Genomic DNA, 14,898 nt, shown 5'->3' on the forward strand with positions numbered 1-14,898 from the left:
CCGGTCGACACGTGCGCCCGACCAGCCTCCGGCGGAAGCTACTGAGGCGTACTGCACAGCGGCGTCGGCCTGAACCATCGTTATATTCCCAGGGTGACTACCGAGACCGGGACCAACATCCACAGCACCGCGGGCAAGCTGGCGGACCTGGAGCGCCGGGTCGACGAGGCGCTGCACGCGGGCGCACGCGGCGTCGAGAAGCAGCACGCGCGGGGCAAGAAGACCGCCCGGGAGCGGATCGACATGCTCCTCGACGAGGGCTCCTTCGTCGAGCTGGACGAGTTCGCCAGGCACCGGTCCACCAACTTCGGGCTGGACCGCACCCGCCCGTACGGCGACGGGGTGGTCACCGGCTACGGCACCGTCGACGGCCGGCAGGTCTGCGTCTTCGCGCAGGACTTCACGGTCTTCGGTGGCTCCCTCGGCGAGGTCTTCGGCTCCAAGATCGTCAAGGTGATGGACCTGGCCATGAAGATCGGCTGCCCGGTGGTCGGGATCAACGACTCCGGCGGGGCACGCATCCAGGAGGGCGTCGTCTCGCTCGGCCTCTACGGCGAGATCTTCTTCCGCAACGTCCGGGCCAGCGGGGTCATCCCGCAGATCTCCCTGATCATGGGGCCGTGCGCGGGCGGCGCGGTCTACTCCCCGGCGGTCACCGACTTCACCGTGATGGTCGACCGCACCTCGCACATGTTCATCACCGGGCCGGACGTCATCAAGACGGTCACCGGCGAGGACGTCGCGATGGAGGAGCTGGGCGGCGCGCGTACCCACAACACCCGCAGCGGCAACGCGCACTACCTCGCCACCGACGAGGACGACGCGGTCGACTACGTCAAGGCGCTGCTGTCCTACCTGCCGTCGAACAACCTCGACGAGCCGGTCGTCCTCGACGCGCCCGCCGACCTCGACGTCACCGACGCCGACCGGGAACTGGACACGCTGATCCCCGACTCGGCCAACCAGCCGTACGACATCCACCGGGTCATCGAGCACGTCCTCGACGACGGCGAGTTCCTGGAGGTCCAGCCGCTCTACGCGCAGAACATCGTGGTCGGCTACGGCCGGGTGGAGGGCCGCCCGGTGGGAGTGGTCGCCAACCAGCCCATGCACTTCGCCGGCACCCTGGACATCGCCGCCTCCGAGAAGGCCGCCCGGTTCGTACGCACCTGCGACGCGTTCAACATCCCGGTACTGACCTTCGTGGACGTTCCCGGGTTCCTGCCCGGCACCGGCCAGGAGTGGGACGGCATCATCCGCCGGGGCGCGAAGCTGCTCTACGCGTACGCCGAGGCCACCGTCCCGAAGGTCACCGTGATCACCCGCAAGGCGTACGGCGGGGCGTACGACGTGATGGGCTCCAAGCACCTCGGGGCGGACCTGAACTTCGCCTGGCCGACGGCGCAGATCGCGGTGATGGGCGCGCAGGGCGCGGTGAACATCCTCTACCGGCAGGAACTGGCCGCCGCCGACGATCCGGCCGCCGTCCGCGCCGAGCGGATCGCCGAGTACGAGGACACCCTGGCCAACCCGTACGTCGCCGCCGAACGCGGGTACGTCGACGCGGTGATCCCGCCGCACGAGACCCGCACCCAGATCGTCCGGGCGCTGCGGGTGCTGCGGACCAAGCGGGAGACGTTGCCGCCGAAGAAGCACGGCAACATCCCGCTGTAGCCGCAGGTCGGCGCGTCCCGGCGGATCAGCAGGGGGTGTCGGCGGCCGGGCAGAGGCGTTTCGCGGCCCGGTCGGCCAATGCCATCAGGTCGGCCTGGCCCATCCCCGGCCCGGCGCCGTCGACCCGGTCGGCGACCGTGTCCGGGGCGGGCACCACCACGGTGACCAGGTCACCGACCCGGACCACCAGGGTGGTGTCGACGCTCGCCGCCGCGCCGACCGGTTTCCCGCCGGTCCGCGCCCGGGGCTGCGACGCGACGTGCCGCAGCAGCACCGACTGGTCACCGGCGAAGTCCCGCGCCGACGGCTCCCAGCGGTGTTCCTGCTCGGTGGCCACCGGCTGCTGGTCGGCGGCGAGCGTGGACGCGTCGAGGGTCCACTCGGCGCAGGCGTTGAGCAGCCGGTCGATCTCACCGAACAGCCACCGCCCCCGGGCCAGCTCGATGCGGTAGACGTCCTGGCTGAGTACGGGCGTGGCCGGCCGGCCGGCCCGGGTCGTCGGGCGGAGCAGGGTCTGCGACCGGGAGGCGCGGGACACCGACAGTTGGGCGTCGACGTCGCGTTCCCGCCCGCACGATTCGAGCAGCGGGTCGATCCGGACCGTCTCCCCCAGGCCGGTTTCGCCGAGCCGCACGCCGGTCTTCATCGGCAGGTCGGCGGGGGACAGCAGGGCGTCAAGGGGGATCTCCGTCCGAGCCGGGGTCGACGCGGGGGCGGACCCGGGGGCCGCGACCGGGGCGGTGGGCGTCGCCGGCCCGGTGGGTCGCTCCCGTACCGCCACGGCGGCACCGACCAGCACGACCAGCGCCGTCGCCGCCGACAGCGCCGCCCGACGGCGGCTGCGGCGGCGGGCACGGGCCCGCAGCTGCGCCGGCTCGGGCCAGCGGACCTCACGCAGGTCCCGGTGCAGCCGGTCGACGAAAGTCGGCTCCTCACTCATCGGACCTCCTCCAGGTCGCCACCGGCGAGCAGCCCGGCGAGCGCGGCACGCCCCCGGGAGAGCCGGGCCTTGACCGTGCCCACCGGGGCGGCGGTCTCCCGGGCCACCTCGGCCACGGGCATGCCGAGTAGGTAGTAGAGGGCGAGCGCGGTGCGCTGCTCCTCGGGTAGTTGCCGCAGGGCGGCGACCACCTCCAGGGTTTCGGTGCCGGGGCCGGGCACGCTCTCGGTCGTCACCCCGTGCCGCAGGTAGGCGCGGGCCCGGCTGCGCAGGCTGCGCCACCGGCTCACCGCGATCCGGGAGGCCACCACCCGTACCCAGGCCTCCGGGTCGTCGTAGCCGCTCACCGTCGACCAACGTTGCCAGGCCCGGATGTACGCCTCCTGCACGGCGTCCTGCGCCTCGGCGAGGTTGCCGGTGAGCGCGTAGACGAAGCCGAGCAGTCGTTGCCGGCTACCCCGGTAGAACTCGTCGAAGCCGTCGACGTCCGGCACCCTGGTTACCTCCCCCGTGGCGGTCAGAGGTGACACGCGTGCCGCGCCCCGGTGGGTTGCGTGCTCAGCCGGTCATTCTGCCCGGTCGAGCAGGTCGGTCAGCTCGGCGAGCGGGAAGCTGCCGGCGGGGAGGCGGTCCCGGGCCAGCCGCCGGACCGCCGTCTGCACGGCGGCGTTGGCCGGCGTGGGCACCCCGAGCCGTCGGCCGAGCAGCACGATCTCGCCGTTGAGGTGGTCGACCTCGGTGGTGCCGGCCGCCCGGGTCAGGCTCTGCCAGGTGGAGCTGCCGCTGCGCGGTTGCCCGTCGACCGGCCGGGTGCCGACCCGGTCCCCGCGTTCGGTGCGTTCCTCCTCGTCGGTGGGGTGGGCGATGCCCGCGGCGGCGAGCACGGCGGCCCCCTCGGCCCGGACCCGGTCGAGCAGCCAGTCCGGCAGGCCGGCGCCGAACAGGGCCTGCACCCCGTTGCCGAGGTTGTTGAGCAGCTTGCCGTACTTCCACCGCATCACGTCGTCGCGGACGGGGGCGAGGAAACCGGCGGCGGTCAGGTCCGCCGCCACCGCCGCGTCGATCTCGTCGGCACCGCCCGGGTAACGACCCACGTGCAACATCCCCGGGTACGGGTGGCCGCTGGCGATCACCACGCCCGGGTCGAGGTGGGTGGCCGGCAGCCACACGCAGACCGGATGGACGTGCGCGAACAGCCGCAGCGCGGTGGGCTCGTTGGCCACTCCGTTCTGCGCGGTGAACAGGGGCAGCCGCTGTCCCGCCGTACCGCCGCCGGCGACCGGGGCGTCCGCCCAGGTGTCCAGGGCCGCCCAGGTGTGCTGCGACTTGACCGTCAGCACCAGCACGGTGTCGGCGGGCAGCGGCTCGGGCCCCGGCCCGTCGGTGGCCGGCCCCCGCCAGGTCACCGCCCGGTCGGGGGTACGCAGGGTGAGCCCGTCACGCCGGATCGCCGCCAGGTGCGGTCCGCGCGCCACCAGCGTCACGTCCCGGCCGGCCTCCCCCAGCAGTACGCCGATGGTGCCGCCGACCGCGCCCGCTCCGATGATCAGGTATCGCACCCGACCGATTCTGCCCGCATCCGCCCAGGTAGGCGACCCGACGTCGGGGTGCCACCGGTCACCCGGGCCCGGCCGGCCCGCCCCCGCTCGGGGCGGGATGCCCGCCCGCCGGTCAGAGCGGGACATCCCGTCGCTGAGTCAGAGCGGGATGCCCCGTTCAGAGCGGGATGCCGGCCTCGGCGAGCAGCGGGCCAGCGAGCAGGACCGCGCCGACGGCGAGGGCGAACAGGTTGACCAGCCCGAAGACGACCACCCAAAGCAGCGCCGGGAAGGGCGTCAGGTGGGCCAACTGGTCGGCGTCGGACTCGGGCATCCGGCCCCGGCTGCGCAGCCGTTGCAGCTCGAAGACCGGCCGGACGCCGCCGAACAGCAGGAACCAGACCGAGGTCCAGGCGAACACGGCCTGCACCTGCGCGGTGGCGTACCAGGAGACGACGAGCACCACCCCACCGGTGACCAGCAGGGAGAGCACCCCGAAGACGTTGCGGACGAGCAGCAGCATGGCGAGCAGCAACGCGACCGCGACCCAGAGCAGCAGGGTGATCCGGTTGCCGCCGAGCAGCCAGGCACCGCCCAGGCCGACCAGCGAGGGCGCGACGTATCCGGCGAGCAGGGTGAGGATCATGCCGGGGCCGGTGGGGCGGCCGGCGCTGAGGGTGAGGCCGGAGGTGTCCGAGTGCAGCCGGATGCCGTGCAGCCGCCGTCCGGTGAGCAGCGCCGCCAGGGCGTGACCGCCCTCGTGGGCGATGGTCACCGCGTTGCGGGCGACCCGCCAGGACGACCGGACCGCGACGACCACCAGAGCGGCCATGGCGGTGAGCACCACCAGCAGGGGCGGCGGGTCGGGTTGGGCGCTGAACAGCCGGTCCCAGAGATCGCCCAGCCCGTCGATCGACACCATGGCCGGGGAGCCTACCCGGCCGGATCGTGTCGCTCGACGGTCGTCGCCTCGTATCGTGTGAAACTGACCGGCGGCGAGCGGAGCGGGAGGTGAGGGCCGGTGAGCGCGGCTCCCCTGGAACACCACGTCGGCCTCTGGACCGAGGCCGACTACCTCGCCATGGGCGACACCCCCAACCGGATCGAACTGCTCGACGGGAGCCTGATCGTGAGCCCTGCTCCGAGCAAGCGGCACCAGTTGGTGTCGTGGAGCCTTGTCGACAGTCTTCGGCCAGCCGCCCGGCCTCTCGGTCTGCTGGTGTTCGAGGCGGTGAACGTGCGGCTCGGGGTGGACCGGATCGTCATTCCCGACGTGGTGGTCGCCGACACCGACGACGAGGGCACGGTGGTCGAGGCCGGTGAGGTCGCGCTGGTCTGCGAGATCGTCTCCCCGGGCAACGCCGCCGCCGACCGTCTGGTCAAGATGCAGCTCTACGCGATCGCCGGCATCCCGTGGTACCTACTGGTCGAGCAGGACGGTGACGCCCACTCGTTGCGGCTCCACCGGCTCGACGGCACGCACTACGTGGAGGACCAGGTCGCGAAGGCTGGCGAGACGCTGACCCTGGCTGAGCCGTTCCGTTGGCAGCTCGACCCGGTCGCGCTGCGCTGAGCCGATCGGCTACCTGATACCGCCGCTGGCCTGCCCTGACCGGTTCGGATCACCAGACGTCAGCCCGACCCTTGTCGATGAAAGTTTCCTTAGGCCCCCTTGCGATCAAGGGCAGGAATCTCCAAAGATTGGCGTCAATCGATTGGCGTCCCTGGAGGAATCCATGACCCGTACCAGATTCTCGTTGCGCCGGCTGTTCGCCGCCGGTCTCACCGTGGCCGCCACCGCGGCCACGGCCCTCGTCGCCACGGCCGGACCCGCGGCCGCCGCCACCACCGCCGGCGTCGACGTCTCCCACTACCAGGGCTCCATCAACTGGACCAGCGCCCGCAACGCCGGAATCGAGTTCGCCTTCATCAAGGCCACCGAGGGTACGAGCTACAAGGACCCCAACTTCAACACCAACTACGTCAACGCCTACAACGCCGGGGTGATCCGGGGCGCGTACCACTTCGCCCGGCCGAACATCTCCTCCGGCGCAACCCAGGCCAACTACCTCGCCAGCAACGGCGGGGCCTGGTCGGCGGACAGCCGCACCCTGCCGGCCGCGCTCGACGTCGAGGCCAACCCCTACAGCGGTGGCACCTGCTATGGGCTGACCACCACCGGGATGCGCAACTGGATCCAGGACTTCCTCAACACCTACCGCTCCCGCACCGGCCGGTACGCGGTCATCTACACCACCACGAGCTGGTGGAACCAGTGCACCGGCAGCTGGACGGGCCCGTGGGCCAACCACCCGCTCTGGGTGGCCCGCTGGGCGAGCTCGGTGGGCACCCTGCCCGCCGGCGCCTCGGTCTGGAGCTTCTGGCAGTACACCAGCACCGGCAGCGTCTCCGGGATCAGCGGCAACGTCGACCGCAACTACTGGAACGGCACCCGGGCCCGGCTGGTCGCGCTCGCGAACAACACCTGACCGCCCTCGCCACCGGCTCGGCGGCAGCGGGACCGGTCATCACCGTACGGTCGATGGCTGGTCCGGCTGCCGCCGTCGCCGGGCCGTGGACCCGTCGGCTCAGGCGCTCTTCCGGCTGGTCAACGGCATGGTCACGGCATCCGTGGCGGTAGCCGTCGCAGACCGTCGGCTCAGCCGCCAGGCGGCGAGGACGGCGGCGGCGACCGTCACGACGGCGATCGACACGACCAGCGCGGCCACGCCGGCGCTGAGCAGCAGCAGGACGACATCGCCGAGGGCGACGAGCATCCACAGTGCCAGTCTCGGCCGGGCGTCCCTGCGTCGGTAACTCATCTCGCTACCTCCTTCCGTCGTCCCGGGTCAGATACCCCGTACGACGGAAAGTCATGCGAAACGATTTCACCCCCAGCGGGAATCCCCGGGATCAGTTCCTCCGGTCCGGCACGAACCGGCTGGTGATCAGGGCGAAGTTGTCCAGGTTGGCGTTCCAGTCCTTCGCCGCCACCTCCCACCGGATCGCGTACCCCCGGTTGGTGGCGGTGACGAAGCCCCGGTTGCGGACGTGGATGCGGGTGTTGTCCCGGGTCTCCAGCCAGTCCCAGTCCGCGCAGGTGCGGTAGCCGCCACACGCCTTGATGTCGAGGTACTGGTAGTTGCTGACGAAATTCCTCCGGTCCGGTTCCTTGCTCTTCCAGTCGGCGACCGCGTCCTTGAGCGGGCTGGACGTCCACTGGATGAACAGCTCCCGCACCCCGTTCGGCTCGGTGATGACGACCGCATCGGAACGGACGCTGCGTCGCCAGCCCTTCGGCACCGGCACGCTGAACGTCGGCCCCTGGTACATCTCCCAACCCTCCGGCAGCGCGTTCGGGTCGGTGGAGGGGCTGGCCGACGGCGTCGGGCTGGGCGCGGCGCTGGTCGGGGGCGGAGCCGCCGGAGCCGACGTCGGGGCGGCAGAGGAGGCGGCGGCGCTCGTCGGGTCGGCGGCCGGCGGCGTGCCGTTCTCCGGGTCGTCCGAGCGGGTGAGCAGCGGGACGGCCAGCGCCAAGCCCACCAGCAGCACCGCGACCAGCGCGCCGATCAGCAGGTTACGGCGCTTGTGGTCCGGCGGCGTCCCGTCGTACACCGGGACGGGGGCGACCCCGGCGGCCCCGGCGGGCGGGCTGACCGGCGCGTCGAGCACGGCGGTGGGGTTGGCCGGCGGGGGCGGGTCTTCCCGGCCGGCACGGACCGGTGGGTCGATCATGCTGGTCGGCGCGGCGTCCGCGTCGGCCGGTGCGACAGCCTCGCCGGTCGACCCGGCGTCCTCGGCGGCCGACCCGGCCTCTGCGCCGGTCGCCGGAGCGTCGGCCGAATCCGCCGGGCCGGGCGGCGCGGCGTCGGCACCGGCCGGCGGGGTGACCTTCGTGGTGGGCCCGGCGTCCACCCCGGCCGGCACCACCGCGGTGGCGTCCGCACCCACGGTCGACGCCCCGGTGACGACCGTCGGCTCCGCCGCGCCACCAGTCGTGGTGGCACCGCCCGCCGTGACCCGAGTGGCGTCGCTGTCGTTCGCGGCGCTGTCCGCCGCCGCCTTCGCGGCTGCTGCCTTCGCGGCTGCGGTGCCGGTGGCGGCTCCCGCTGCGGCGGCCAGGGACGACGAGGTCTTCGCGCCGGTCCCGCCCTGCGCCGGGCGGGGCGCCGGCACCACCGGGGTACGCGGCTCACGTGGACCGTTCGGCCCCGGTCGGCGTACCCCGTCGAGCAGGGAGATGCCCCTGGCCCGCTTGCCGGCGGCGCGGCGCAGCATACGCTCGGCCACCTCGGCGGTGATCCGCTCGGTCGGGTCCTTGCGGAGCAGGCCGGTCAGCACCGGCTTCAACGGGCCGGCGTTGCGGGCCGGCGGCAGCGGCTCCGTGGCCAGCGCGGCCAGGGTGCCGATCGCCGACGGCCTGGCGTACGGCGACTTGCCCTCCACCGCCGCGTAGAGCGTCGCCCCCAACGACCAGAGGTCCGCCTCCGGCCCGGCGGTGCCGTCCCGGGCCCGCTCCGGCGCGATGTACGCGGGCGAACCGAGCACCATGCCGGTGCGGGTGACGTTCGGGTCGCCGGGAATGGTGGCCAGTCCGAAATCGGTCAGCACCACCCGGCCGTCGGTGCCGAGCAGCACGTTGCCCGGCTTGACGTCCCGGTGCATGACGCCGGCCTTGTGGGCGGCCTTCAACGCGCCCAGCACGCCCAGCCCGATCTCCACCGCGCGGGCCGGCGGCACCGGGCCGTCCTCGGCGAGGGTGTCCTGCAACGACTTCGACGCCACGTACTCCATGACGATCCACGGGTCACCGTCGGTGCGCAGCACGTCGAAGATGCGGACCACGTTGACGTGGTTGAGCCGCGCGATCGCCCGCGCCTCACGCAACGACCGCTCCCGCATCTCGCGGCGCTCGTCGTCGGTCAGGCTGGGCGGCGGGACGAGTTCCTTGATGGCGACGTCCCGGTGCAGCACCTCGTCACGGGCCTTCCAGACCCGGCCCATGCCGCCCTGACCGAGCGGCGAGAGCAGCCGGTACCGGTCAGCGACGAGTTGGGAAGGCACGTCAGACATCGGTGAGACGGTACCCGGCCCCACCAACGCGTACACCGCCGGCACGCCACTGTGCGACGTGGGTCAACTTGTCGACGCGTACCCTGGCGTCATGTCTGCCGAAGAGCCGCTGTTCCGGGTCGTCCGGGGAGTCCCGACCGCCGAGGAACTGGCCGCGCTGGTGGGCGCGATCGCGCTCCGTTCCCGGCCGGCGGGTCCGCCCCCGCCGGTGACGAAATCCACGTGGGCGCACCGCGCCCGGCCGGCCGGCGCAGCCCCCGCACCCGGTCGCGGTGCCTGGCGCGTCTCCGGCCTGCCCCGCTGACGCTCTCCCCCACCGCACGGTCCGTCCCCGCTACCCGGCTCGGGGCTGCCGAGATCGACGCCTTGCCACTAATCTCACCCTGGGAGACGGCGTCGTGACAGTCGGGAGGGCCAGTGATCCCAGAGGAGGGCCGCCCAGCTTCCGGGGTGGGTAACTATGGCGGCATCGAGGCCGACATCCGGCAGATGCGGGAGTTCGCCGACCGCCTCCAGGACGAGGTCGACCGGAACTACACGCCGCACCTGCGCTACATCGCCGACGACATGACCGCCGCCGTGCCCAACCCGTGCGACGCCTTCATCGAACTGGTGCACTTCCTCCAGGCGCACTGGGAGACCCAGCAGGCCACCTCCGATCTGGTGCACGGGCTCGCCGGCAACACCGGCCGGCTGGCCGCCGCCGCCCACCGGATCGCCGCCGACTACCAGGGTTCCGACGCGTTCGCCGACGCCCGGGTGGCCGACGTCGAACGCGCCCTGCACGACCCGCGGATCGCCGCCTCCACCCTGCCCACCGACCGTCCCTCGTGGACGACCCCCGAACCCAACAGTCCGGAGAACCCGGGCCCCGTGGTGCTGCCGTGATCGAACGGGGCAGCGGCCGGACGTCCGGCCTCACCGACTGGCAACTGATGGACGTGCTCAGCATGTGGGCGTGCCTCCAGGACCAGGACACGCCGGGGCACTGGAAACACGTCGCCGGCTGGCGCAAGGTCTGCGAACTCGCCCAGAACCACCTGCGGGAACTCCGGCGGTACCGCGCCGGCCTCGCCGAGGCGTGGCCACCGGCGACGAACGCCGCCGCCAGGACGTACCTCGGAGAACTGGACGAGTTGATCAGCAAGGTGCAGCGCACCCACGACACGGCCGCCGCCAACCACGACGCCCTCGCCGCCGTCGCCCGCGCCATCGACAGCACCAGGCCGGAACTCAAGCGGATACGCGACGACTACGCCGAGAAACTCGCGCGCAAGCGTGGTTACGAGGCGACGCTTGCCGACCCCAGGGCGGCGGCGGGCAGCCGGGTGGTGGACCCGCCGGTGACCGATGCGGACCTGGAACGGCTCAACGTGCAGGCACGGGGGTTGATGTTCGGGCTCAGCGGTGAACTCCAACAAGCCCAAACCATGCTCCAAAAACCCCCACCTAGACCTAGACCAATCCCAGGGGTAGATCAGAGCAATCCTGACATATATGGATCTTTTCCAGAACCTGCGATTCCACCGATTTTGCCAGTGCCCATTGCTCGCCAGGAGGGTCAACCAGCAAAGACCACGGCAGGCATGCACACGAGAGTGGCATCGACCACAGAAATTTCTCACAAGGGCCCTGTTCTGGGGAGCGCAGGCAGCGGAACCTTATTTCCACCCTCGGCCACACAAGGGACCCCCGGCACTACCCCACAAAACATCCCCGGATCCTCCTCTCCGCCTCCCCCACCCTCCTTCCTGGGTAGCACGCCCCAAAGAGACGGCCAACCAAGGCCGCCACGGCATTCCAGCAACACCCCCGCTCGCATGGAATTTGGAAGCCCTCGCGGAGCTTCGCCTAATCCTCCTCCCCCAACACCTCCTGGAGGGATAATTGGAGGAGCACCTGGAAATGGACTTGGGCAGCCAAATGGCATAAATTCACCGCGTCGCATTAATCCCGTCGGCGGAGTCATCGGCGGCGGTGGGGCCGGAACGGGACCTACAGGTGCAGCGGGATCAAGACCTCGCGGTGGACGCATCGATCACCTTAGCAACATGCATATTCCTCCGGCCGCCGGCCTTCAACCCGCTTCACCTAGGCACCCGAGCCACGGCAGCCCTTCTGTCGACAGACAAGAACGTCGCTGGGACCCAGATCATCCATGGGAGATAGATGAAGGCGTCCCTCCCATTGTCAGCCCTCCCGAAGAGCAAGGCCCCATTGATCCCGGACCAGCCATCGGCTTCGAGCGGTGACAGCAAAAACCGCCTATTCAATCTTCGCTGCAGTCGCACTGCTAGCGACATATTTGCCGGCAAATCCGTTCGAAATTACAAAGCAAGATAACTATCCCACCAGGAAAATCCGCGAAGATCAGTGGCATCTTCGATACCTGAGGGCTGACCAAGCGCATAGGATTAGCCAAGGTTCAGGGGTCTTGATCGCAGTTCCCGACACAGGAGTTGACAAGCATCCCGACCTGCAGCAGAACCTACTCGAAGGGGTCGACCTTACCGTCGACAGCGACAGGGACGGCCTTCGCGACATCGACAGCCACGGCACCGGAATGGCAGGATTAATCGCAGCACACGGCCAGACAATCGGAGGCGCACTGGGAATCGCCCCAAGATCGAAGGTATTACCGATCAGAATCAAGCCTGAAAACGATCTAGGCAGCACTGAAAAATTAGCCATTGGGATCGACTACGCTATATCAATGAAGGCGCAGGTCATCAGCATCTCCATGGCAGGGGATCCTGATACTCGACTACAAAAATCGATTAAGAGCGCTATTGACGCCAACATTATTGTTGTAGCTGGGGCGGGAAATCGCCCACATCTACACAATGTCGGATATCCGGCGGCATACCCTGGCGTCGTAGCGGTCGGAGGAGTCGGCCGAGACGGCGCACACGCATCGATTTCTGTCAGTGGGCCAGAGATTGATGTTGTTGCTCCGGCGGTGGACATCTACAGCACCAGCATCAACGGCAAATACCGCAAGGGCACCGGGACGTCCGATGCCACCGCCATTGTGGCTGGGGCGGCGGCGTTGGTCCGGTCGAAGTACCCCTACCTCCCCGCCGCCGAGGTCGTCCACCGGCTCACCGCGACCGCTGTCGACAAGGGTCCACCCGGCCGGGACGACGAATACGGCTACGGCGTCATCGATCTGGTGGCCGCGCTTACCGCCGACGTACCGCCGCTGGGTTTCGAGGGTGCGACGGTGACCCCGCCGAGCGGTGCGACGAGCGCCGCCGCCCAGCCGGCCGGCGACGGTGGTGACGGGGGTGCGGTCGTGCGGGGGTGGGTCACGTTGGGGGTGATCGTGGCGGCCGGCGGTGGGTTCCTGGTGTGGCGTCGACGTCGACGTGCCGACGACCCGCCGCCGAGAATCAGCCGGTAGCGTCGGGCCCGTGTCGAACTCCGTGCCGCTCCGTCTCGTGCTCGCCTCGCAGAGCCCCGCCCGCCGCAAGTTGCTCCAGGCTGCCGGGATCGAACCCGACGTGCTGGTCAGCGGCGTCGACGAATCCCTGGTGGTCGCGGAACGGGCCGAGGACCTGTGTCTGGAGTTGGCCCGGCGCAAGGCGCAGGCCGTCGCCGGGCGGCTGCGTTCCACTCCGGACGAGCGGACGCTCGTGTTGGGCTGTGACTCGGTGCTCGCGTTCGACGGTGAGATCCTCGGCAAGCCGGCGGACGCGGCCGACGCTACCCGCCGTTGGGAGCGGATGCGCGGACGTAGCGGGGTGCTGCACACCGGGCACTACCTGGTCGACGTGGGGCACGAATCACGGGCCGGGGCGGTGGCCTCGACGGTCGTGCACTTCGCCGACGTCACCGATGCGGAGATCGCGGCGTACGTGGCCACGGGCGAGCCGTTGGCGGTGGCCGGCGCGTTCACCATCGACGGGTTGGGTGGGGCGTTCCTGACCGGGATCGAGGGTGATCCGGGCACGGTGGTCGGGTTGTCGTTGCCGCTGCTCCGTCGGCTCCTGCACGATCTGGGGCTGAGCGTCACGGACCTGTGGACGAAGGTCGCGCCGGGTGGCCAGGAGGTCCGGCCGCTCGGCTAACGTCCGGTCATGACCACGAAGCCGTTGCCGCTGACGCCGGAACTACAGGCCTACATCGTCGCCCATGGTTCTCCACCTGACGAGATCATCCGTGACCTGGCGGAGGAGACGCGGGCGGTGCTGCCGGCACACGCCGAGATGCAGGTGGCGCCGGAGCAGGCCGCGTTCCTCACCTTCCTGACCCGGCTGCTGGGGGTCCGGCAGGCCGTCGAGGTGGGCACGTTCACCGGGCTGTCGTCGTTGGCGATCGCCCGGGGGCTGCCCGAGGACGGCCGGTTGACCTGCTTCGACATCTCCGAGGAGTTCACCGGCATCGCGCGGTCGTACTGGCAGCGGGCGGGGGTGGCCGAGAAGATCGAGCTGCGGATCGGCCCGGCCGCCGAGACGCTACGGGAGTTGCCGCACGAGCGTCACCTGGACTTCGCCTTCATCGACGCCGACAAGGTCGGCTATCCGGTGTACTGGGCGGAACTGGTGCCCAGGATGCGGGCCGGCGGGGTGATCGCGGTCGACAACACGCTGCGCGCCGGCCGGGTGCTCGCGCCGCGCGACGAGGCCGACCGGGCGATCGCCGCCTTCAACGACGAGGTGCTTGCCGACGTACGCGTCGACGCGGTTCTGCTGCCCCTCGCCGACGGCGTCACCCTCGCCCGGGTGCGTTGACCGGCCGGTCGGGGGAACCCGGCACGATCGACTCCCCTGGGCCGATGTTGCGGTGTCCACCTCGCACCGATACCGCTACGTCGGCGACAGGAAGTCGATCACCTCCCCGGAACGGGGCACCGGTCCGACGCGACGGGCGCGTGACCGGGCCCCGCCCGGGGCGGAGACACGTCAGCGGACGCTGCGGGCGAACTGGCGGGCCGCCCAGTAGACGCCGGCGGCGGCGAGCACCGCGATGATGGCCAGCCCCTGCCACACCTTGTCGTTGCCGAGGTCACCGGCGAACAGCGCCCTGGTGCCGTCGACCGCCCAGGAGAACGGGTTCCACTCGGCGACCCCCTGAAGCCAGCCGGGGGCGAAGGTCAGCGGCAGCAGGATGCCGGAGAGCAGCAGCACCGGCTGGGCCACGGTGTTCATCAGCGGGGCGAGCGCGTCCTCGCTCTTGACCTTGAGTGCGACGCCGTACGAGACGGCCGAGGTCATCAGCGCGATCAGGGCCAGCAGCAGGTACGCCAGCAGCAGGTCGCCGATGAAGACCCGCAGATCGAACAGGAGCGCCAGCAGGGTGATGATGACCGCCTGCGTGAGCAGCGAGACGACGTCGCGCAGGGAGCGGCCGAGCAGCAGGGCGAGCCGGCTGATCGGGGTGACCCGGGACCGCTCGATGACCCCGGCGCGCAGCTCGGCGATCAGGCCGAAGCCCTGGAACAGCCCGCCGAAGATGGCCAGCAGCACCAGCAGGCCGGGGACGAAGATCTTGTAGGCGGCGGCCTGGGTGGGCGCGTTCAGGGCCGGCTTGAGCAGCGGGGCGAAGAGCAGCAGGTACATCACCGGCTGGAAGACGCCGACGAAGACCCAGACCGGGTTGCGCAGCAGCAGTTGAAGTTGGCGTTGGAAGATCAGCCAGGTGTCGCGGGCGAATTTCATCCGTGGTCTCCGG

The 14,898-nt window shown here is 70.7% G+C and carries 15 protein-coding genes; 8 read left to right on the forward strand and 7 right to left on the reverse strand.

The window, feature by feature from the left end; translation table 11 throughout:
* The first annotated feature begins 93 nt into the window (after window positions 1-93).
* Window positions 94-1,674 (forward strand): acyl-CoA carboxylase subunit beta, encoded by a 1,581-nt coding sequence (locus ACN267_RS19965; RefSeq protein WP_421489343.1) that lies wholly within the window; start codon window positions 94-96, stop codon window positions 1,672-1,674.
* 25 nt (window positions 1,675-1,699) lie between these two features.
* Here the strand turns inward: ACN267_RS19965 and ACN267_RS19970 are convergent, their stop codons facing one another.
* The 4 genes from ACN267_RS19970 to ACN267_RS19985 all read right to left on the reverse strand — a co-directional run bounded on the left by ACN267_RS19970 (window position 1,700) and on the right by ACN267_RS19985 (window position 5,074).
* Window positions 1,700-2,614, reverse strand: coding sequence for a hypothetical protein (locus ACN267_RS19970; protein ID WP_421489344.1), 915 nt, complete (start codon window positions 2,612-2,614; stop codon window positions 1,700-1,702).
* Window positions 2,611-3,108 (reverse strand): SigE family RNA polymerase sigma factor, encoded by a 498-nt coding sequence (locus ACN267_RS19975; protein ID WP_145917901.1) that lies wholly within the window; start codon window positions 3,106-3,108, stop codon window positions 2,611-2,613. The genes ACN267_RS19970 and ACN267_RS19975 overlap by 4 nt, the downstream gene beginning before the upstream one ends.
* A gap of 72 nt (window positions 3,109-3,180) precedes the next feature.
* Window positions 3,181-4,173 carry a ketopantoate reductase family protein gene (locus tag ACN267_RS19980; protein ID WP_421489345.1) on the reverse strand — a complete coding sequence of 331 codons (993 nt, stop codon included), beginning with the start codon at window positions 4,171-4,173 and terminating at the stop codon, window positions 3,181-3,183.
* Between the two features lie 157 nt (window positions 4,174-4,330).
* Window positions 4,331-5,074 carry a M50 family metallopeptidase gene (locus ACN267_RS19985; RefSeq protein ID WP_204956427.1) on the reverse strand — a complete coding sequence of 248 codons (744 nt, stop codon included), beginning with the start codon at window positions 5,072-5,074 and terminating at the stop codon, window positions 4,331-4,333.
* Window positions 5,075-5,173: 99 nt separating this feature from the next.
* On the opposite strand from ACN267_RS19985, the gene ACN267_RS19990 reads away from it, so the two are divergent.
* Both ACN267_RS19990 and ACN267_RS19995 read left to right on the forward strand, forming a co-directional pair.
* Window positions 5,174-5,725 carry a Uma2 family endonuclease gene (locus ACN267_RS19990; RefSeq protein ID WP_421489346.1) on the forward strand — a complete coding sequence of 184 codons (552 nt, stop codon included), beginning with the start codon at window positions 5,174-5,176 and terminating at the stop codon, window positions 5,723-5,725.
* Window positions 5,726-5,888: 163 nt separating this feature from the next.
* On the forward strand, window positions 5,889-6,641 hold the full coding sequence (locus ACN267_RS19995; protein WP_204956426.1) for a GH25 family lysozyme: 753 nt from the start codon (window positions 5,889-5,891) through the stop codon (window positions 6,639-6,641).
* A gap of 99 nt (window positions 6,642-6,740) precedes the next feature.
* Here the strand turns inward: ACN267_RS19995 and ACN267_RS20000 are convergent, their stop codons facing one another.
* Together ACN267_RS20000 and ACN267_RS20005 are read right to left on the reverse strand one after the other, a co-directional pair.
* Window positions 6,741-6,974 (reverse strand): hypothetical protein, encoded by a 234-nt coding sequence (locus ACN267_RS20000; RefSeq protein WP_204956425.1) that lies wholly within the window; start codon window positions 6,972-6,974, stop codon window positions 6,741-6,743.
* Window positions 6,975-7,065: 91 nt separating this feature from the next.
* On the reverse strand, window positions 7,066-9,225 hold the full coding sequence (locus ACN267_RS20005) for a serine/threonine-protein kinase (protein WP_421489347.1): 2,160 nt from the start codon (window positions 9,223-9,225) through the stop codon (window positions 7,066-7,068).
* Between the two features lie 91 nt (window positions 9,226-9,316).
* Here ACN267_RS20005 and ACN267_RS20010 point away from each other — a divergent pair, with 91 nt between their 5' ends.
* The 5 genes from ACN267_RS20010 to ACN267_RS20030 all read left to right on the forward strand — a co-directional run bounded on the left by ACN267_RS20010 (window position 9,317) and on the right by ACN267_RS20030 (window position 13,958).
* Window positions 9,317-9,529: an acyl-CoA carboxylase subunit epsilon gene (locus ACN267_RS20010; protein WP_204956423.1), complete on the forward strand. Its 213-nt coding sequence runs from the start codon at window positions 9,317-9,319 to the stop codon at window positions 9,527-9,529.
* Between the two features lie 146 nt (window positions 9,530-9,675).
* A complete protein-coding gene (locus ACN267_RS20015; protein WP_421489348.1) occupies window positions 9,676-10,113 on the forward strand; it encodes a hypothetical protein in 438 nt (145 codons plus the stop codon).
* A gap of 1,360 nt (window positions 10,114-11,473) precedes the next feature.
* A complete protein-coding gene (locus ACN267_RS20020) occupies window positions 11,474-12,628 on the forward strand; it encodes a S8 family serine peptidase (RefSeq protein ID WP_374760051.1) in 1,155 nt (384 codons plus the stop codon).
* Between the two features lie 10 nt (window positions 12,629-12,638).
* Window positions 12,639-13,295, forward strand: a complete 657-nt coding sequence (locus tag ACN267_RS20025) for a Maf family protein (RefSeq protein ID WP_421489349.1) — start codon at window positions 12,639-12,641, stop codon at window positions 13,293-13,295.
* A 9-nt stretch (window positions 13,296-13,304) separates the two neighbouring features.
* The gene (locus ACN267_RS20030; protein WP_204956419.1) at window positions 13,305-13,958 is read left to right on the forward strand and encodes an O-methyltransferase; all 654 of its coding nucleotides are present in this window, start codon (window positions 13,305-13,307) and stop codon (window positions 13,956-13,958) included.
* 171 nt (window positions 13,959-14,129) lie between these two features.
* Here the strand turns inward: ACN267_RS20030 and ACN267_RS20035 are convergent, their stop codons facing one another.
* Entirely contained in the window at window positions 14,130-14,885 is a 756-nt protein-coding gene (locus tag ACN267_RS20035; protein WP_204956418.1) for an ABC transporter permease, read from the reverse strand.
* Between the last annotated feature and the right edge of the window lie 13 nt (window positions 14,886-14,898).

The organism is Micromonospora sp. WMMD734, assembly GCF_049178975.1.
Taxonomy (GTDB): domain Bacteria; phylum Actinomycetota; class Actinomycetes; order Mycobacteriales; family Micromonosporaceae; genus Micromonospora; species Micromonospora wenchangensis.